At 34.7% G+C, this 19076-nt stretch carries 15 protein-coding genes; 7 read left to right on the top strand and 8 right to left on the bottom strand.

Annotated elements, in window-relative coordinates; all coding sequences use genetic code 11:
* Window positions 1–3: 3 nt before the first annotated feature.
* The 4 genes from SCA31_RS00140 to SCA31_RS00155 all read left to right on the top strand — a co-directional run bounded on the left by SCA31_RS00140 (window position 4) and on the right by SCA31_RS00155 (window position 5249).
* The gene (locus SCA31_RS00140) at window positions 4–3660 is read left to right on the top strand and encodes a DUF6443 domain-containing protein (protein WP_410694727.1); all 3657 of its coding nucleotides are present in this window, start codon (window positions 4–6) and stop codon (window positions 3658–3660) included.
* Between the two features lie 9 nt (window positions 3661–3669).
* A complete protein-coding gene (locus tag SCA31_RS00145) occupies window positions 3670–4230 on the top strand; it encodes a hypothetical protein (protein WP_410694728.1) in 561 nt (186 codons plus the stop codon).
* A gap of 365 nt (window positions 4231–4595) precedes the next feature.
* Complete coding sequence (locus tag SCA31_RS00150; protein ID WP_410694729.1) at window positions 4596–4949, top strand: hypothetical protein; 354 nt, start codon at window positions 4596–4598, stop codon at window positions 4947–4949.
* Window positions 4950–4961: 12 nt separating this feature from the next.
* Window positions 4962–5249, top strand: coding sequence for a hypothetical protein (locus tag SCA31_RS00155; protein ID WP_410694730.1), 288 nt, complete (start codon window positions 4962–4964; stop codon window positions 5247–5249).
* 1056 nt (window positions 5250–6305) lie between these two features.
* On the opposite strand, the gene SCA31_RS00160 is transcribed toward SCA31_RS00155, so the two are convergent.
* From SCA31_RS00160 to thrS, 7 genes are all read right to left on the bottom strand, one after another.
* The gene (locus tag SCA31_RS00160; RefSeq protein WP_410694731.1) at window positions 6306–7481 is read right to left on the bottom strand and encodes a M28 family peptidase; all 1176 of its coding nucleotides are present in this window, start codon (window positions 7479–7481) and stop codon (window positions 6306–6308) included.
* A gap of 215 nt (window positions 7482–7696) precedes the next feature.
* Window positions 7697–8878: a M28 family peptidase gene (locus SCA31_RS00165; RefSeq protein ID WP_410694732.1), complete on the bottom strand. Its 1182-nt coding sequence runs from the start codon at window positions 8876–8878 to the stop codon at window positions 7697–7699.
* A gap of 301 nt (window positions 8879–9179) precedes the next feature.
* Window positions 9180–9524, bottom strand: a complete 345-nt coding sequence (gene rplT / locus SCA31_RS00170) for a 50S ribosomal protein L20 (RefSeq protein ID WP_034694451.1) — start codon at window positions 9522–9524, stop codon at window positions 9180–9182.
* Window positions 9525–9645: 121 nt separating this feature from the next.
* Window positions 9646–9843 carry a 50S ribosomal protein L35 gene (gene rpmI / locus SCA31_RS00175; RefSeq protein ID WP_002979658.1) on the bottom strand — a complete coding sequence of 66 codons (198 nt, stop codon included), beginning with the start codon at window positions 9841–9843 and terminating at the stop codon, window positions 9646–9648.
* A gap of 340 nt (window positions 9844–10183) precedes the next feature.
* Window positions 10184–11005: an alpha/beta fold hydrolase gene (locus SCA31_RS00180; RefSeq protein WP_410694733.1), complete on the bottom strand. Its 822-nt coding sequence runs from the start codon at window positions 11003–11005 to the stop codon at window positions 10184–10186.
* A 147-nt stretch (window positions 11006–11152) separates the two neighbouring features.
* Entirely contained in the window at window positions 11153–11653 is a 501-nt protein-coding gene (gene infC, locus SCA31_RS00185) for a translation initiation factor IF-3 (RefSeq protein WP_172625635.1), read from the bottom strand.
* A 168-nt stretch (window positions 11654–11821) separates the two neighbouring features.
* Entirely contained in the window at window positions 11822–13741 is a 1920-nt protein-coding gene (thrS, locus tag SCA31_RS00190; RefSeq protein WP_410694734.1) for a threonine--tRNA ligase, read from the bottom strand.
* A 91-nt stretch (window positions 13742–13832) separates the two neighbouring features.
* On the opposite strand from thrS, the gene SCA31_RS00195 reads away from it, so the two are divergent.
* The gene (locus SCA31_RS00195) at window positions 13833–15020 is read left to right on the top strand and encodes a DUF4932 domain-containing protein (RefSeq protein ID WP_410694735.1); all 1188 of its coding nucleotides are present in this window, start codon (window positions 13833–13835) and stop codon (window positions 15018–15020) included.
* 22 nt (window positions 15021–15042) lie between these two features.
* On the top strand, window positions 15043–16017 hold the full coding sequence (locus SCA31_RS00200) for a dipeptidase (protein WP_410694736.1): 975 nt from the start codon (window positions 15043–15045) through the stop codon (window positions 16015–16017).
* A 198-nt stretch (window positions 16018–16215) separates the two neighbouring features.
* Here SCA31_RS00200 and SCA31_RS00205 read toward each other — a convergent pair whose 3' ends face one another.
* The gene (locus SCA31_RS00205) at window positions 16216–17760 is read right to left on the bottom strand and encodes a hypothetical protein (RefSeq protein ID WP_410694737.1); all 1545 of its coding nucleotides are present in this window, start codon (window positions 17758–17760) and stop codon (window positions 16216–16218) included.
* A 148-nt stretch (window positions 17761–17908) separates the two neighbouring features.
* On the opposite strand from SCA31_RS00205, the gene SCA31_RS00210 reads away from it, so the two are divergent.
* Window positions 17909–19072 (top strand): 2-isopropylmalate synthase, encoded by a 1164-nt coding sequence (locus SCA31_RS00210; protein ID WP_410694738.1) that lies wholly within the window; start codon window positions 17909–17911, stop codon window positions 19070–19072.
* Window positions 19073–19076: the final 4 nt, after the last annotated feature.

Raw genomic sequence — 19076 nt, forward strand, 5'->3', positions numbered from 1 at the left:
ATCATGAATAAATACTTGCTTTCACTGACGGTTTTACTCTCTGCAATTTCCTTAGTAAAATCGCAGGATCTAACCCAGACAGAAAATTATGTATACAGCAGAACTTATCTGGAAGCCGCTACCATTTCCAGTACTACGGCAAAGCAAATACAGGAAGTCAGTTATATTGACGGATTGGGAAGGCCCAAGCAGAATGTCTCCATTAAGGCAACGCCAGGGGGAAAGGATCTTGTTACCCCAATTGAGTATGATGGATATGGCAGGCAGATCAATAACATGCTGCCATTACCTCAGCAGGGAACTAATAATGGCGGAATTTTCCCCTCACCGGATATGGCAGGAGCAGCATCCGTATATGGACAGGCTTCTAACTACTACAGCGAAAATAAAATTGAAAAATCACCACTGGACAGACTTCTGGAAAATGCCGCTCCGGGAGATCCATGGAAGATGGGGACTGGAAAAACAATGAAGTATGCTTATGAGTCCAATAATGATTCAGAGGTAAGGAAATTCATTGTTGCTACTTCATGGTCCACGGTTTCCAATGTTGCTGTAGGTACACCCACATTAAGTATTTCCACAGAAAATACAGAATATGCTTCTGCCGGCTACTATAAAAAAGGGACACTCTATAAAAATACCACAACTGATGAAGACGGGAATATGGTTATTAAGTTTACCAATAGTAAAGGACAGGATATTTTAATCCGAAGGAATGATGGTATTCGGAATGTTGATACCTATTATGGGTACAATGAATATGGAGCCCTGGCATTTGTACTCCCTCCGCTGGCCATACAATCCATTGAAGCGGCAGGCAATACAATTTCTTCCTCCGTACTGGATAATTTATGCTATCAGTACCACTACGACAATCAGAGCAGGATGGTGGAAAAGAAGCTTCCGGGAAAGGACTGGGAGTTTATGGTATATGACCAGCAGGACAGGATGGTATTGATGCAGGATGGAAACCTGAGGACAACTAACAACAACTTTGGGGCCCGCGGTTGGTTATTTACAAAATATGACAAGTTTGGAAATGTAGCATATACAGGATTTTTTGCCAATACGGAAACAAGGCTTACCGTGCAGAATTCTTTGGATATCATGCCGTTTGATGCTGTAAATAATGAAATCTTTAGTAAAACTCCCATTGTCCAGAATGGAACAAATACCTACTATACCAATGAAGCATTTCCCACTGGACCTATAACCATACTGAGTGTCAATTACTATGATCTGTATCCTCCTGATGTTCCGGCAAGCCCTGAAGTCGTCCTGGAGCAGCCAACACTCGCTCAAAACCCAACCATAATATCCGTCTCTAATACCAGAACAACCCGGTCAACCCGAGGATTGCTTACTGCAAGCCTTGTCCGAAACATAAATGATTTTAATTGGACCAAGGACTATTTCTGGTATGATCGTAAAGGAAGAAAAATCGGGACCCATTCCATGAATCACCTGGGAGGGTATACCATAACTGAAACAAAACTGGATTTTTCCGGAATGGCAACCCAGATGGTTACCACTCACAAAAGAAAAACCAGCGATATTGGAGTAAAGGTTAATGAACGTTTTGAATATGACCATACCAATAGATTGACTAAGCACTGGCATCAGGTGGATAGTAATCCGGAGGTATTATTAACTGAAAACAAGTACAATGATATCTCCCAGCTCACGAATAAAAAGGTAGGCAACAACCTGCAGAGTATAGATTATGCCTACAATATCAGGGGATGGATGACAGACATCAATAAAAATGACATGTCTGTACCGAATCTAAATGGAAAATTATTCTCCTACAGAATAAAATACAACCAAAAGGATGGAACTACCAACCCTGATACCAGTCTTTTTGCAGGTAAGAATGTGAAGCCCATGTATAATGGTAACATTGCAGAGGTCGATTGGAGAACAATGGAGTCACCCGGAGCCAATCCTCCCTTGGAGCCGAAGAGGTATAGCTATGCCTATGATACACTAAACAGGCTGACTGCAGGATACTACCAGAACCCCAACAATCCATGGAGCAAGGAACATACCGAGGTGATGGACTATGATGTCAATGGGAATATTTCCAATCTATACCGAACTTCTATTATGGATAATAATACAACGGCTACGGTCATAGATAAGCTTACCTATAATTACACAGGAAACAAGCTTACCAGCATCAATGATATATCCACCAACCCATCAGGGTATGAGGGAGGCGGAAATACCATTACCTATGACCTGAACGGGAATATGGAGAATATGAAGGATAAAAAGCTGACCTCCATAAAGTATAACTTCCTTAACCTGCCTGAGAGAATTGAGATTTTCGGTATACAGGATGGGGCCATTGGCTACAAGTATACGGCCAACGGAACAAAGCTTCAAAAGACCAACTCCATCATGGAGTGTGGAATTATCAACTGCTACACCGTTAATACAATTGCAGACTACCTTGACGGATTTCAGTATGTAAACAGGACAACCACAGGAGGCGGAAGTACCGAATTACTGCTTGCCAGCAGGGAGATGTCCAAGGCCATGGAAACGCAGGCCTATACTATGGATGGAATTATAAAGCCTTTAGAACCTGGTATTGACCCTCCCATTGGCGGTGGAGGAGGCATCATTGTGCTTCCTACAAAGGATGAAGACCTTGTATTTTTTCCTACTGCCGAGGGATATTATGATTATAAAAAAGATCAGTATATTTACCAGTACAAGGATCACCTTGGAAATGTAAGGGTAAGTTTTGGCAGAAACAGCGCAGGAGCTCTTGAAATTGTAGATGCCAATGATTATTATCCGTTTGGGATGAACCATTTGAAGACGGGGCACTCGTTTTATGGGCAGGGTTCTTACAAGAATTATAAATACAACGGCAAGGAATTGCAAGAGACCGGTATGTACGATTATGGGGCGAGATTCTATATGGCAGATATCGGAAGATGGGGAGTTATAGACCCACTAGCAGAGAAATACAGAAGATGGTCGCCTTATAACTATGCTGTAGACAATCCAATCAATTACATTGACCCAGATGGAAGAGATATTATTTTTGTACAAGTGGTAAATGAAAAAACCCAGGTACATTTAAAATATAATAAAGGGAATTTTTATTATTTAAATGGAGATAAAAAAGGACAAAAATACGATGGTAGAAAGGATAAAGTAAGTCAAAATTTATTTAGATTGGCAAGAGCTTATAGGAAAATTGAGCATTCAGATAGCAAAGTTCTAAAAGGAATGTTGCATCAACTTGAAAATAGTGAAAATAAGCATTATATTTTTGACCCCCAAACTCCAAATCAAGGTTCAGGTGTACAAGGAACTCCAGACGGAGGTTCTCAAACTATATTTAATCTTTCAAGCCAAGAAGAAAAAGATAGATTTAAGAAAATGGAAGGTGTTCCAAATTCTGATTTAAGTACAGTAGCTCACGAAATGCAACATCAATATGATAAAGATACTAATAATCAATCCGATGCAACCAATACTAGTGATGCAGATAACCCATCTGAACAAAGGGCTGTGAAAACTGAAAATGAAGCACGAAAAATAGAAAAATTACCTGCGAGAACAACTTATGGAGGAATACCGGTTAATCCTAATCCACCAAATTATAATGTGCCAGAAGATGATAAGAAGAAAAAATAATATATAGTTATGAGATACAAAATAAAATACCTGATATTAATTTTTTCTTTCGGATTAATATTTTATTCGTGCAAAAATGAAAAAGCAAATCCAGAATTTATAGAGAGACTTGCTTCTATAGAAAATGGACTGCCTTCTCCTTACTTCAATTATTATTTATATTTCAAAACCGACGATGATAAACTTATAGAGACCAATATAACTTTTTTATATAAACTTTATCAAGACCATTATGTTGAAACTTATAAAAATAACTTGAATGCTTTTTTAACAGACTTATTTACTCAGAATAATCCATTAAAAATAGAGGAGATAGATATATATAAGAATAAAGGTTATTTTTTAAATATTTATGATATTGATAAAAAGATATCAAATATGAATATTAAAAATATAAAAAAAAGATATTTAAAGTCAGAACAAGAATCTTTTATATTGATTCCAAAAGACCTATCTAGTATGTCAAGTCTAAAAACAGTTCTTTACGAAATGTTTTCAAATGGATATTTAATTACAATGAATGATTATGGAGGTGGATATTATAACATTGAAAAATTTGAATCAAAATAAGTAAAAAAACCTCGCTTTTGCGAGGTTTTTTTATATTATATACCTTGTAAAACGTTTGCAAGATTGTCTTTTAATTGTTTTCTACTGATGGCAATATCGATAATATTGAAGATGGATTTTTTTTCTGTTTCCCCGCTCTGCGAAGTTTGTAACTTCGTATCAGATAATAAAAACCCACTGCTTCGCAAAGTCTGTGACTTTGCGCTATAAAACAATAAACCCTCGCAAATTGCGAGGGTTTATTGTTTTATAGCGCAGCTACATTTTTATTAAAGAAGTCTTTAGAATCTTCCTATTATGATTTTGTCTTGTATCATACTATTTTTCAAGGGCGCTTCATTGAGGATGCTGTAATTCAAAGAAAAATGTATATTTACCAGTATAGGAATTATTTAGGAAACACGAGGGTAAGCTTTGGTAGAAATAATATAGGCGCTCTCGAAATTGTAGATGCCAATGACTACTACCCATTTGGGATGAACCATTTGAAGACGGGGCACTCGTTTTATGGGCAGGGTTCTTACAAGAATTACAAGTACAATGGTAAGGAGTTGCAAGAAACGAGTATGTATGATTATGCGTTTAATAATCCTATTTTTTATAATGATCTGAGAAATACATATAAACTTAGAATATTGGATAAAGGAGAAAATGTAAGAATTTATGGAAATCCTAATGCTACTGGATATATGATATTTAATAAAGTAACAGAATATTAATATGAAGAAAAAATGAATAGTGAAATACTAGAAAATTACTATGTCAACGCAATTAAATCTTACAAAAGATGCATTGAAAAAAGTGAAAACTCTTTTTTATCAGATGAAATTGATATATCTGTATTTGATCTTCAATTTGAAAAAGATTCAGTGAAATTTAAATATTCAGCTATAAACACTGGTTCTTACCTTATTGAGGTAAGATTGAATTTATTATCAAATGAAATAAATTTAGGTTACTATGTATCTGTTTTGGATGAAGGGTACAATGAAGTTGACAATTATCTAGTTTTTAGCTAATAGAGATGGAATTTCTATCTTTTTTTAGGACAAAAGAGATTTATCCAGCTACCCCACCTGCTTGCTCCCGCACAACTTCATCATATGGCAAATAACTAGTATTGAAAAAGGTTGACTAGTTTACTCACTCAAATATACTTAAATCAGAGTAGGAATTTTCCTATTCTGATTTTATTTTAATATACCTTAGTTATGTTGAAAAGTATCTATAAATTATCTTTAAATTTACAATACGAAAGTTCATTAATCGAAAGTGATAATGTTTCTTTTTCGGGAGAAAAATATTATATAATAAAAAGAGAGAATTATTTAATATTCAAAACCCAAAATGATTTTTAAGGTTAACTAAAAATGAGAGTTGGTGTTTTTTTCTAATAATCTTTTTATTGTTCCTCCTTTCCTGTAAAGAAAAGAGAGAACTTAAAGAAATAATCATAAACAAAAATATCATTGGCATATTACAAAAAGACAATGCCATTTCTAAGGACGGATCCGTATATGTGATAAGTCTCTTTAATGTTAATGCACAAAATCTCTGTGAGATTGTTAAATGTAAAGAATCTCCGGTTTCTCTAAATTTTGTTGGGTGTCAACTTTTAGAGAATGATACTGTTTTTTTATATACTGATAAAAGGAATAAATACTTTAATTGCTATAATGTATCGGGTAAAGTTATAAAACTGGATAAAAAACAATTTACGTTTGAACATAGGGAAGAAATAAAGTATTATAAACTTGATACTTTGAATTGTTCGATAACACCATTATTAAAATAAAATTCTGTAAGCTACTATTGCTATATGGTAATACAAAATAATATATTGTCTATTCTGAAAAGGTAAGGTTGGGTTTTGGAAAAGAAAAACGCAGAAGTGAAAGCTTCCCTTTTTTGAAGACTTCCCTTTTTTCAAACAGTCGATAAATATAAAATATACTCTTTTGGTGTAAGTATATTGTTTTTATATAATAGCTTAACTAATTTTCTATAGCCTTAAAACTAAAAAAAGCAGGATATTATCCCGCTCTTTTTTATTAAGTAATTAAAAGTGATTGTTTTTATCTTTCAATCAGAATATTCCTTACAACACTTTGTCCATCTGCCTTTAAAATTCCAATATATACTCCGTTTTCCAATGCAGACACATTGATTCTGGTTTCATTATTTACCTTAAGCAAAGATCTTCCTGTTAAGTTTGTAATTTCAAAGCTGAAATTTTTAGCCTTAAGATCAGAGAGTTCAATATTGAGAAGATTATTTGCCGGGTTAGGGTAAAACTTTACCGATTCCAATGCATTGGTAGAAGCCGTTTTATTTGCTGCCAGGGTAACAGAGGCAGCGGCAAAATGTTGTAAAGCTCCCACAGTAGCTTTTCCAATTTTATATACATATACCGGGTCTACGTTGGCAAAAGTATCTTTGGAAGTGTGAGGGTAGTTGCTTCTTATTCTTTCAAAAAATCCGGTGATAACTTCACCTTTCTGTTCAAAAGGAATATAATCTGTATCTTCAGCAGGATCCACTTCTGTTAATAGAGTAGAGTAAAGTGCAGTACAGTTTCTAAGCTGTTGGGTTACAGAAGCAGAAGCAGCATTGTTGCTGGAAAGTCCTCCCATATCTTCATCACAATACACCGTATTATTATTGTTTCCTTTTACACCTCCTACCTGGTCTAGATTAAAGACCATTTTAATATCCAATTTACGTACACCTCCTTGATATACCACATTATTAACGTAATGAGTACTTCCTATCAATCCCTGTTCCTCACCGGAGAAGTGGATAAATTTGATAGAATATTCTGTCGGTACATTTTTCAAGATTCTGGCTGCCTCTAAAATAATCGAAGTTCCGCTACCATTGTCATTTACCCCAGGTCCATTAATGGTATCAAAATGTCCGCAAATAATTACGTACTTGTTGGGGTAAAGTGTTCCTGTTTTTGTGATGATAAGGTTTTTGGAAGTGGCTGATCCGTAAGTAAAGGGACTCTCTTCAATTTGGCTGGCAGTATATCCATAAGAGGTATATTTATTTTTAATCCAGTTTAAAGCATTAGTATTGGCGACTGTTCCGGTTTTTTTAATCCCAAAACTACCGAAATCCTGAAGATTGGCTGTAATGTTAGCTTGGGTTACCATATCAGCCCTGTCTTTATAAGTCTGGATAAAAGATTGTGCTACCATGCCCTGAATCATTAATGAGGTACATAATAATGTAGTAAATTTTTTCATATTATTTATTTTAGTTTGGTATTGCGAATGTAGTAATTAAATCACAATAAAGTGTTTAATATTTTATGGATAACATAAATTTTTAACCATTAAATAGGAAAATAAGTGATTGATAAATAGATAAAGTATTGATTTATAATTATTCTCTATAACAACAAAAAAGTCTTTGAAGAAATTCAAAGACTTATATTATTAAAAAAATATTAAGAATAAATTTATTTAGCTACAAGAACTTTTCTCACCACAGTCTGATCTCCAGCCTTTAAAATACCTACATAGGCTCCATTTTCAAGGCTTGAAACATCAATTTTGGTTTGGTTAGAAGTCTTGAATAAAGAACGTCCCTGAAAATCTGTAATCTCAAAGGTGAAACTTTTTACCTTTGAGTCAGGCAGTTCAATATTTATAATATTCTTTACAGGGTTAGGGTAGAGGTTTACCCCTTCCAATGAATTTTTTGAAATTACTTCATGGGTGCCTAATGTACCTGTGGCAACAGCAAAATGCTGCAACGCTCCCACGGAAGCTTTTCCAATATTGTAAATGTATACAGGATCCGTATTGGCAAAAGTATCATTAGCAGTATGAGGTAGATTGCTTCTTATTCTTTCAAAAAAACCGGTAATAACTTCACCTTTCTGTTCAAAAGGAATATAATCTGTGTCTGCTGCGGGATCCACTTCTGTCTGAAGCGGTGAATATAGAGCTGTACAATTTCTTAGTTGCTGAGTCACAGCAGCAGAAGCAGCATTGTTACTTTGAAGACCTCCCTGATCTTCATCACAATAAACAATCGTATTATTGGCACTATTGCTCATTTTTCCGCCTACCTGATCTAGGTTGAAAACCAATTTAATATCCATGACACGCGAATTTCCCTGATAGGCAACTGTATTGGCATAGTGATAACTGCCCTTTAAACTTTGTTCTTCTCCTGAAAAATGAATAAACTTGATGGAATATTCAGTAGGAACCGTTTTTAGGATTCTTGCTGCTTCCAACATGATCGTAGTTCCGCTGCCATTATCATTCACACCCGGGCCGTTTATAGTATCAAAATGTCCACAGATAATCACATATTTGTTGGGATAAACGGTGCCTGTTTTAGTAATAACCAAATTCTTGGAGCTTGTTCCTGAAAAACTAAATGGATCCTCTACAATTTGATCGGCAGTGTATCCATAGGAAAGATACTTGTTTTTTAACCAATTTAAAGCATTGGTATTTTCCTGAGAACCGGTTGTTTTTACACCAAACCCTGCAAATTGCTGCAGATTAGTGATAATATCCGTTTGAGAAACAGCATCGGCCCTGTCTTTATAAGCTTGAATAAAAGTCTGTGCACTAATACTTTGTGCTATCATTGAGGTTAATAAGAAAGCAGCGATTTTCGTCATTATTAATTACATTTCAGAATTGCTAATATAATAATTAATAGACAAATACAGTGAATATTTTAAATAACTAATGAGGTTTTAATTGTTTTATTAATAAATATATAAGTTATTATGTTGTTTATTAATATGTTGTTGTAAAATTTACTAATTAAAGGAAATTTATTAATTTTTTACATCTTATTGGCTTTATGAATGATGTTTTTACTTTAAATGCAATTCCCAAATGATATCGGCGATGTAAGAAATAAAAAAATCCCGGGCAAAACCCGGGACTTATATTGATAACAAATACTATTCTACATTATTTTACTTGATCTACAACAGCTTTGAAAGCTTCAGGGTGATTCATTGCTAAATCTGCTAAAACTTTTCTGTTAAGTTCGATGTTGTTCTTTTTAAGAGCTCCCATAAATTGAGAGTAAGACATTCCGTGCTCTCTAGTTCCCGCGTTGATACGAGTGATCCAAAGTGCTCTGAAATTTCTCTTCTTCTCTTTTCTACCACGGTAAGCATATTGCATTGCTTTTTCTACCGCGTTTTTAGCTACAGTCCAAACGTTCTTTCTTCTACCGAAAAAACCTTTAGCTTGCTTAAAAATTTTCTTTCTGCGAGCTCTTGAAGCTACGGCATTTACTGATCTTGGCATAATTTAAATTGTTTTTTTTGAAAAGGGCGGTAACTGTTGTTACTCTTTATCAGCACCGTTTCAGGGTTAAATTGTTGAATTTGTTTTGAATTCTTATAAACCGAATATAGATTTATAAAAACTACTTAATTGCTAATTGACGTTGAACGCTTTTTTCGTCCACTTTAGCTACGTAAGAAGTAGTAGTAAGATTTCTCTTCTGCTTAGTTTCTTTCTTAGTTAAGATGTGGCTTTTGTAAGCATTTTTTCTTTTGATCTTACCAGAACCAGTAAGAGCAAAACGCTTTTTAGCACCTGATTTCGTTTTTAATTTTGGCATTGTTTTGCTTTTTTATTGTTTTTGTTATCAATATCTGTTTTGGTTATCCCTAAGGACATTAGGAATAATAGGGTGCAAAAGTACAAAAAAAAAGTGATACTTAAAAAGATTTTAAACCCTAGAATAGTAAAAGGCAGACATGAGTAGTAGAATCTAAGGCTTTTTGCAAATAAAAGCATGTAAATGATTTCAAAAATCCAAGGTCTGTTATCCATTTACCTTATCATTTTCAATAATACTGTTTACAGCCAGGAATGAAATATAGATCCTTTCCTGACTGTAATTATAGCCTGATAATACTATTTTCAGTTTCTCTGATGCCTTTTTATTATAGATGAAATTAAGATTTAATGAACGTCAAAAGATCTTTATTAATCGTTTCAGCTTCTGTAGTTGGCATTCCGTGGGGGAAACCCGGATAAGAAATCAATTTTCCGTTTTTAAGTAGGGTAGCAGCCACTTTACCTGTTGTTTCAAAAGGAACAATTTGATCATCCTCACCATGCATCACCAGAACAGGTACATCCACACTTGTAAGGTCTTCTGTAAAATCTGTTTCAGAAAAGGCTTTTACACAATCATAATGTGCCTTAATGGAGCCACTCATCCCTTGTCGCCACCAGTTTCTTTGGATGCCCTCAGAAACATTGGCTCCCTCTCTGTTGTACCCATAAAATGGGAATGTGATGTCAATAAAGAATTGCGATCTATGTTTAGCTGTATTATTTCGGATGTCGTCAAAAACAGAAATGGGAACTCCGTTTGGATTATTTTCATTTTGAATCATAATAGGAGTTACTGCACTTATCAATACAGCTTTTGCAACTCTACCATGACCATGTTTTGCTACATATCGAATCACTTCACCACCACCTGTAGAATGTCCGACATGGATTACATCCTTTAAATCCAGGGCTTCTACAATCTCGGCAACATCAGAAGCATAGGTATCCATATTATGCCCATAAGGCGTCTGTTCTGACCTTCCGTGTCCCCTTCTGTCATGAGCAATAACCCTGTAACCTTGCTCCAGAAAGAAAAATAATTGCGCATCCCAGTCATCACTGGATAGTGGCCATCCGTGGTGGAAGAATATGGCTTGTCCTTTCCCCCAATCTTTATAGTAAATTTCTGTTCCGTCTTGTAAAGTAAGTGTACTCATTGTTTCTTTTTTTATTATTAATAAACTGATTTGATTATTATAGCAAATGTATGACTAAACCTTTTTATATGAATTGATGTAGGGTAATATTGAATAAAAAAAACCTCAAAGAAACTTTGAGGTTTTATATTTAAAATAATGACTTAATTATTTTGCTGGTTTTTTAGGACTCATCATCATAATCATCCTTTTTCCTTCAAGCTTAGGAAGCTGATCTACTTTACCAACATGCTCTAGTTCCTGAGCAAGTTTTAAAAGCAAAATTTCTCCCTGATCCTTAAAGATAATCGAACGTCCTTTAAAAAATACGTAGGTCTTTAATTTAGAACCTTCTTCAAGGAATTTTTCAGCATGCTTTTTCTTAAATTCATAATCATGGTCATCAGTCTGAGGTCCGAAACGGATCTCTTTTACAACCACTTTTACTTGCTTAGCTTTAAGTTCCTTCTGTTTTTTCTTTTGCTCATATAAGAATTTTTTATATTCTAATATTCTAGCAATAAAAGGTTCTGCTTTATCAGAAATTACTACTAAATCCAATTCTTGTTCCGCAGCAATTTGTCTTGCTTTGTCAATTGGGTAAATTCCTGGCTCTACGTTATCGCCCACCAAACGAAGCTCTCTCACACGAATTTTATCGTTGATCAAGTGTAAGTCCTCCTGTACAGGACGTCTTTGTGGGCCCCTGTTGTTAAATCTTTGTGCTATTGTATTATAATTTTATTGGTTAATTTTCTATTTATTAAAACATTTAAAAATCAAATGATTAAAAGACTATCTTACCCTGGGTAATTTTTATTTTTTAATCTTTAATAATTAAATCGCTGCTTCTTTTTTGAAGTAAGTTACGAAATCTTCCAGTTTCATCACTCCAAGATCTCCTTCCCCACGTCTTCTTACAGAAATCGTGCCTTCATTTTCTTCATTTTCTCCTACTACAAGCATGAAAGGAATTTTATTCAATTCAGCATCACGGATCTTTTTACCAGTTTTCTCGTTTCTGTCATCAATCTGACCGCTAATATCGTGATTTTCCAAAAATTGTGAAACTTTTTTTGAATAATCTACATATTTTTCACTGATTGGTAGAATAATAAACTGATCAGGGCTTAACCATAATGGGAAATCTCCTGCAGTATTCTCAAGCAAGATAGCGATGAAACGCTCCATAGAACCAAATGGCGCTCTGTGGATCATCACCGGTCTGTGCTTTTCGTTATCGTTACCAATATAGTGAAGATCAAATCTTTCCGGTAGGTTATAGTCCACCTGAATAGTTCCTAGCTGCCATTTTCTTCCTAATGCATCTTTCACCATAAAGTCAAGTTTAGGACCATAGAATGCCGCTTCTCCATATTCAACAACTGTTTTTAAACCTTTCTTCTGAGCTGCATTGATAATGGCGCTCTCGGCTTTCTCCCAGTTTTCATCAGATCCGATATATTTTTCTCTGTTTTCAGGATCTCTTAATGATACCTGAGTAACAAAATCTTCAAAACCTAAAGATTTGAAAACATAAAGAGTTAAGTCGATCACTTTTTCAAATTCTTCAGAAAGCTGATCCGGAGTACAGAAAAGGTGAGCATCATCCTGAGTAAATCCACGAACTCTTGTTAATCCGTGAAGCTCTCCACTTTGCTCGTATCTGTAGACAGTACCGAATTCTGCATATCTTTTTGGTAAATCCCTGTAGCTCCATTGTGAAGTCTTGTAGATCTCACAGTGGTGTGGACAGTTCATAGGCTTCAACAAAAACTCTTCTCCTTCATTTGGAGTTTTGATAGGCTGGAAGCTGTCTGCTCCATATTTATCCCAGTGTCCGGAAGTTACATACAATTCTTTTGCCCCGATATGTGGTGACATTACGAATTCATAACCTCCTTTTTTCTGAGCATCCGAAAGGAAGTTCTCTAATTTTCTTCTTAAAGCAGTACCTTTTGGTAACCAAAGTGGCAACCCTGCACCTACTTTTTCAGAGAATGCGAATATTCCAAGCTCTTTACCTAATTTTCTGTGATCTCTTCTTTTTGCTTCTTCAAGTCTTTCAAGATATTCAGTAAGATCTTTCTGTTTAGGGAAAGAAATACCATATACTCTTGTTAGCTGAGGGTTCTTTTCATTTCCTCTCCAATAAGCTCCTGCTGCATTTAAAATCTTAACCGCTTTTACAATTCCTGTATTAGGAATATGTCCTCCACGGCATAGGTCTGTAAAATTATCATGCGTTACAAAAGTGATTTCCCCATCATTAAGATTAGAGATCAATTCTACTTTGTAAGGATTGTCTGCATAGGTTTTTAAAGCATCTTCTTTAGAAACCGGGTACAAAGAGAAAGTAGAACCTTTCTTTGCATTTTCAAGGATCTTCTTTTCAATCTTCTCGAAATCTTTTTCAGATAAGCTTTCATCCCCGAAGTCTACATCATAGTAGAATCCGCTTTCAATCGCCGGACCAATGGTCAACTTAGCATTAGGATAAAACTCAAGGATAGCCTGCGCCAAAAGGTGAGCAGAAGAATGCCAGAAAGCTTTCTTTCCAAGATCATCATTCCAGGTCAAAAGCTGTACCGTAGAATCCGTGGTTATAGGCGTGGTCGTCTCTACTTGTGTACCGTTAACAATTGCGGAAATGGTATTTCTAGCCAATCCCTCGCTTATCGATTTTGCCACATCTAGAGGAGTAACTGCTCCTTCGAATTCTTTGACACTACTGTCTGGAAGTGTAATTTTTATCATTGTTTACTAAGAAATTTTAAGAGGCAAAAATACGCATTTTTTAGATAATATACTATATTAGCATATATTTAGAATGATAATTAATTTAAAAATGGAAAAGATACTGCTTGTTTTTGTCTCTCTGAGTTCCGTATTTGGTTTTTCACAACAAATTACATCCAAATTCTCTGTTAATTACAATAAAAATATTGAAACCTATTTTCTGGCAGAAATCCTTTCAGCAGAACATCGAAAAAATAATAAAGACTTCGAACTCTATAAAATAAAAGAGTGTTCTGAATATCAACCTATTGTAAAACGTGCGTTATCGAAATATAGTAGATTGAAAAACTCAAACATTGCTGTTTCTACAGCTGAAATTAATGATATTTTGCTGGAAAAATATGGTTCAGGGAATGATATTTTGATGAAATCCTTACTCTATCATAAAGAATTTCCTTCCACAGAATGGCTCAATCATTACGAATACAGCAGCAACAATCTGACAAAGGAACAGAACGAAGAAGTCACTCAATTAATTAAAAATTATCTCGCAGAGCTTTCAAAATTTTATATTCAGGAGAATATTGAACAGTTTTTTATCGAAAATAAAAGCTTTTACAATGGTGGAATAAAAGAATACAGCCAACAGATTCCGGCTGGATTTACCAATGCAATGGAGCAATTTTATGGTGAAAGTTTTAATACCTATACCATTCTTATTTCACCTATGATGATGTGGCCCATTGAAGATAATGAAGGAAGAGGAATTGGCACAGACGTAGTTTTAAAATCGGGAGCTAAGGATATTTATGAGATTGCAAGTCCGTTTGTGAAGGTTCAAAAAGAGGGACAGTTTGGGTATGACAATCAGTTTCAGGCAAGATTTTTAAGTGTTCATGAATTTGGACATTCATTCGTTAATAAAGAAGTATACAAACACAAAGATAAGCTCGAAAAATTTCAGACCCTGTTTGAAAATTCAAGACTAAAGAAAGTGATGATCAAAACAGGAGGTTACGGTGATTATCAGACTTGTGTTGCTGAACATCTGGTGAGACTGGGTGAAATTCAAACGGCAAGAATTCAAAAAGATTTTGAAAGAGCAAAGAGGCTGGAAGAGTATCATTTAAAAAACAACTTTATTTTTCTTCTACCATTAGAGAAAAAATTGAGGGAATATAATTCCAATAGGAAAAAATATAAAACATTTGGAGACTTTGTTCCTCAATTGCTAGAGGTTTTTGAAAATAGCAGTATTGAATTTATCAATAATGCGTTGACGCAGGACCAGAAATAAAAACCATAAATTGCACCTAACTATGAATACAATAAACATTGATCTACACTGTGATCTATTATACCATTTATTAAGATCAAATTCAACCATTGATGATAAAGAGCTGGGTTGTTCATTACCTTATTTAAAAGAGGGGAATGTAAAGCTTCAGATAATGGCGATCTATTCTGGAACAGGTGCAGATAGCACAGTGTATGGATTAGAACAAAGCAAATTATTTTCAAATTTGATCAAAAATGAAAACTTTTTTCTCTTTGAGCACGAAAATTATAAAAATCCACAAAATGAAAATCGGGTGGGAGTCATTGCTTCCATCGAAAATGCTTCTTCTTTCTGTGATGAAACTGAAAGCCTGGAATCCGGTTTCAAAAAGCTGGAAACCATTATTGAGAACACACAGAAAGTTCTTTATATAGGAATTACCCATCACCTGGAAAACCGTTTTGGCGGCGGAAACAATGCTGAAGCAGGATTGAAAGAGGACGGAAAAGCATTAATTGATTATATTGCTGATAAAAAAATTGCTATCGACCTGGCTCATACCAGTGATCAGTTAGCATATGATATTTTTACCTATATTGATCAAAGAAATTATTCAATACCAATTCTGGCAAGCCATTCCAATTACAGAACAGTCTATAAGAACAACAGGAACCTACCTGATGAATTAGCCAAAGAAGTGATTAAAAGAAAAGGTTTGATTGGTCTCAACTTTATCAAGGATTATATTGACCTAGAAAATCCTGAAAAACTTTATGAACACATTCAGTACGGATTGGATCTGGGTGGGGAAAACAGCATAGCTTACGGAGCAGACTATTTTTATTGGAAAGACCATCCGGATAAATCACGCCATCCTTTCTTCTTTACAGGACATTCCAATGCTTCAGTATATCCTGAAATCAATAACGAGATCGAAAAGAGATTTTCATCTGAATTGGCAGAAAAAATCAGTCATGGAAATGTGTTGAATTTTATAGAGAATATCTATAAGTAAAACTTGCGTTTAGAATATTTAAGATCATTTTTTCTCTCGCAGATTTAGCAAAGCAGGCAGATTTTTTATGTGTATCTGTGGAATCAGCTCAATCTGCGAGAGATTAACATTAAAATAAATTCTTTGTTTTTAATGTTCAATTTTACATTAAATAAAATACCGTAACTTATTTTAAAATAAATATTTATGATATTCTATTTAATGTTTTCTTTTGTACTTCACTTTCTGCTTAATAATTTCAATTACATCTACATTATGGACTTTAGATTTGATCCATCCATGAATATCGATATAAAATAATGACCGTCTATAATATTCATTATTAGAGAACTCCTCCAGCTTTTTATCAAAACTTTCGAATGCTTTTTGTCTTTGGTCCAATACCTGATTATTCAGATTTTTAAAAAACTGAATGCTTTCAAAATGAAACGTTTCCGGTTTTTTCATTTTTTTGGCAAACTTAAGTGTGGAAGTGATAAATTCATCATAATCTTCATCATTTCCGGACTCATATTTTGACATTAAAATCAGGATTCGGGTATGGAATAGTAAATCCTCCTGTACATTGCCTTTCGACTCTATGATACGCATGGAGTATTCAATGGCTTTCTTATACATTTTACTTCCAAAAAACATGGCTGCCATCTTAAGATAAAGGATCATAAAATGATGCTCGTCAATTCTTTCCCGAAGCCTTTCCATTTTCAGTTCAACCTCCGGAATAAGCTTTGTTCCTGTAAAAAACTCACCCTTTACAAAATGAATATTCATTAATGTATTATAATGGGTAAGAAAGATAAGGGATTGAAGGTTTTCATTTTGAGAAAAATTTTCGGCATTAACCATGGTGTTGAAATTCTCAAAATTTTCCTCTAGAATATCAATATTCCCATACAGAAAGAGAATTTTCAAAAGGTAGGTATTGCCTTTTATATACCAAACGGGATGGCTATGGATCATCTCAGGATTTTTATGAAATAAATCCACCCATTGATAGGCATATTTCAGGGTATATTTATAATCTTGCAGAAGCTGATTTTTCCAGACATGAGCCTTAAAATACCAAAGTTTTTCAGTGAAATTCAATCTGTCAAATCTGATGTTTTTAATCTGAGCATTGAAAACTTCAAGAATTTCTTCTCTGTCTGCATCGTTTTTCACATAGCCATGAGTCAGCATTTCACTGTACAATTTCAGAGAAAGATTAGAGAGTTTCGTGGTATATCGGTTCTGTTTGCTGAGTTCCTGAGATTGCCTGATCAGCTCTTCAGCCCGTCCCTCAATACTTCGTGTAATGAATTGTGATTCAATTACTTTTTCGAGATCGATGATTTCGGAAGCAATACTTTTTTCGTCAAGTTCCAGGGCCGTTTGTTTTGTTTTGTCAAGAATTTTTAAGGCTTGCTTATAAAGCCCTTTTTGGTACAGGATGTTCGCGAAATCAAGCTGTTCGCGAAGCTGAATTCTATAATTCTGATGACTGGGATTCATACGGAGGCTTACCAGAATTTGCTTATAAAGGTGTGCCTTTAAATTTGAAAGCTGCTGTTTTGTAGATATTTTTTTCTCAATGATGATAGTTTCATCATACTCTTTCATCTTATCCATTTCAGAAAAAAGGAGCAAAAATTTAGCATCTACATTAATACCGAGACGGTTCACGTATAGTTTAAACTGCCGTTTCTCGGAGGTGGTCAATGACTTTACCAATACAAACAAAAAATCTTTCTGCAATTCTGCCATTGTAAATTTTTGGAATTTAAATAATTAATTTTCAAATAGATAAAACTATTTTTTCAACTATTGAATATTGTAATTTTCAGGAAAATTGAAAATTTAAAAATATTGCAAGCTGTAGTTTTGAACCAAAATTAAGTAAAAAACTTCATTTATGAATTCCGAAAAAATTGAAATTTTTGATACCACACTGCGAGATGGGGAACAGGTTCCAGGATGTAAACTGAATACAGAGCAAAAACTGATTATTGCTGAAAGGCTGGATGAACTAGGGGTTGATATCATTGAAGCAGGGTTTCCAATTTCCAGTCCTGGAGATTTTGAATCTGTTTCTGAAATTTCAAAACTGGTAAGAAATGCAAAGGTATGTGGATTGACAAGAGCCAATAAAAAAGATATTGATACAGCAGCTGAAGCTTTAAAGTTTGCAAAGAAACCAAGAATACATACCGGAATCGGTACTTCTGATTCTCATATCAAGTATAAGTTCAATTCAACAAGAGAAAATATTATTGAACGTGCTGCTGAAGCGGTACGCTATGCCAAGGCTTATGTAGAAGATGTAGAGTTTTATGCTGAAGATGCTGGTAGAACAGATAATGTTTATCTGGCTCAGGTGTGTGAAGCTGTAATAAAAGCAGGAGCTACTGTTCTGAACATTCCGGATACTACAGGATATTGTCTTCCTGAGGAGTATGGTCAGAAAATAAAATACCTGAGAGAAAATGTAAAGGGAATTGAAAAAGCAGTTTTATCATGTCATTGTCACAATGACTTGGGCTTGGCAACTGCAAATTCCATTGCCGGAGCTATCAATGGTGCCCGCCAAATTGAATGTACCATTAACGGATTGGGCGAAAGAGCCGGAAATACTGCCTTAGAGGAAGTGGTAATGATCCTGAAACAACATAAAGATTTAAATCTGTACACTAATATCAATCCAAGAATGCTGAATGAAATGAGTACAATGGTTTCCGACCTGATGGGAATGTCTGTGCAACCCAATAAAGCAATTGTAGGAGCTAATGCATTTGCCCACAGTTCCGGGATTCATCAGGATGGGGTGATCAAAAACAGGGAAACCTATGAGATTATTGATCCTGCAGAAGTAGGTGTAAATGCTTCGACTATTATTCTTACAGCAAGAAGCGGACGCTCAGCATTGGCATATCGCTTTAAGCATATTGGATATGATGTAACGAAGAATGAACTTGATTATCTGTATCAGGAATTCTTAAAGATAGCAGACCTTAAGAAAGAAATAGACAATGATGATCTAGCCTTGATCATGGAAGTCTGCAGCAGAAAAATAGTATAGGTTT

This window comes from Chryseobacterium sp. SIMBA_028, from assembly GCF_046535285.1.
In the GTDB taxonomy this organism is placed as follows: domain Bacteria; phylum Bacteroidota; class Bacteroidia; order Flavobacteriales; family Weeksellaceae; genus Chryseobacterium.

Excerpts from the sequence above, each read along its gene's own strand:
- SCA31_RS00140 (WP_410694727.1), top strand. The coding sequence starts at position 4 with ATGAATAAATACTTGCTTTCACTGACGGTTTTACTCTCTGCAATTTCC.
- SCA31_RS00145 (WP_410694728.1), top strand. The coding sequence starts at position 3,670 with ATGAGATACAAAATAAAATACCTGATATTAATTTTTTCTTTCGGATTA.
- SCA31_RS00150 (WP_410694729.1), top strand. The coding sequence starts at position 4,596 with ATGTATATTTACCAGTATAGGAATTATTTAGGAAACACGAGGGTAAGC.
- SCA31_RS00155 (WP_410694730.1), top strand. The coding sequence starts at position 4,962 with ATGAATAGTGAAATACTAGAAAATTACTATGTCAACGCAATTAAATCT.
- SCA31_RS00160 (WP_410694731.1), bottom strand. The coding sequence starts at position 7,481 with ATGAAAAAATTTACTACATTATTATGTACCTCATTAATGATTCAGGGC.
- SCA31_RS00165 (WP_410694732.1), bottom strand. The coding sequence starts at position 8,878 with ATGACGAAAATCGCTGCTTTCTTATTAACCTCAATGATAGCACAAAGT.
- rplT (WP_034694451.1), bottom strand. The coding sequence starts at position 9,524 with ATGCCAAGATCAGTAAATGCCGTAGCTTCAAGAGCTCGCAGAAAGAAA.
- rpmI (WP_002979658.1), bottom strand. The coding sequence starts at position 9,843 with ATGCCAAAATTAAAAACGAAATCAGGTGCTAAAAAGCGTTTTGCTCTT.
- SCA31_RS00180 (WP_410694733.1), bottom strand. The coding sequence starts at position 11,005 with ATGAGTACACTTACTTTACAAGACGGAACAGAAATTTACTATAAAGAT.
- thrS (WP_410694734.1), bottom strand. The coding sequence starts at position 13,741 with ATGATAAAAATTACACTTCCAGACAGTAGTGTCAAAGAATTCGAAGGA.
- SCA31_RS00195 (WP_410694735.1), top strand. The coding sequence starts at position 13,833 with ATGGAAAAGATACTGCTTGTTTTTGTCTCTCTGAGTTCCGTATTTGGT.
- SCA31_RS00200 (WP_410694736.1), top strand. The coding sequence starts at position 15,043 with ATGAATACAATAAACATTGATCTACACTGTGATCTATTATACCATTTA.
- SCA31_RS00205 (WP_410694737.1), bottom strand. The coding sequence starts at position 17,760 with ATGGCAGAATTGCAGAAAGATTTTTTGTTTGTATTGGTAAAGTCATTG.
- SCA31_RS00210 (WP_410694738.1), top strand. The coding sequence starts at position 17,909 with ATGAATTCCGAAAAAATTGAAATTTTTGATACCACACTGCGAGATGGG.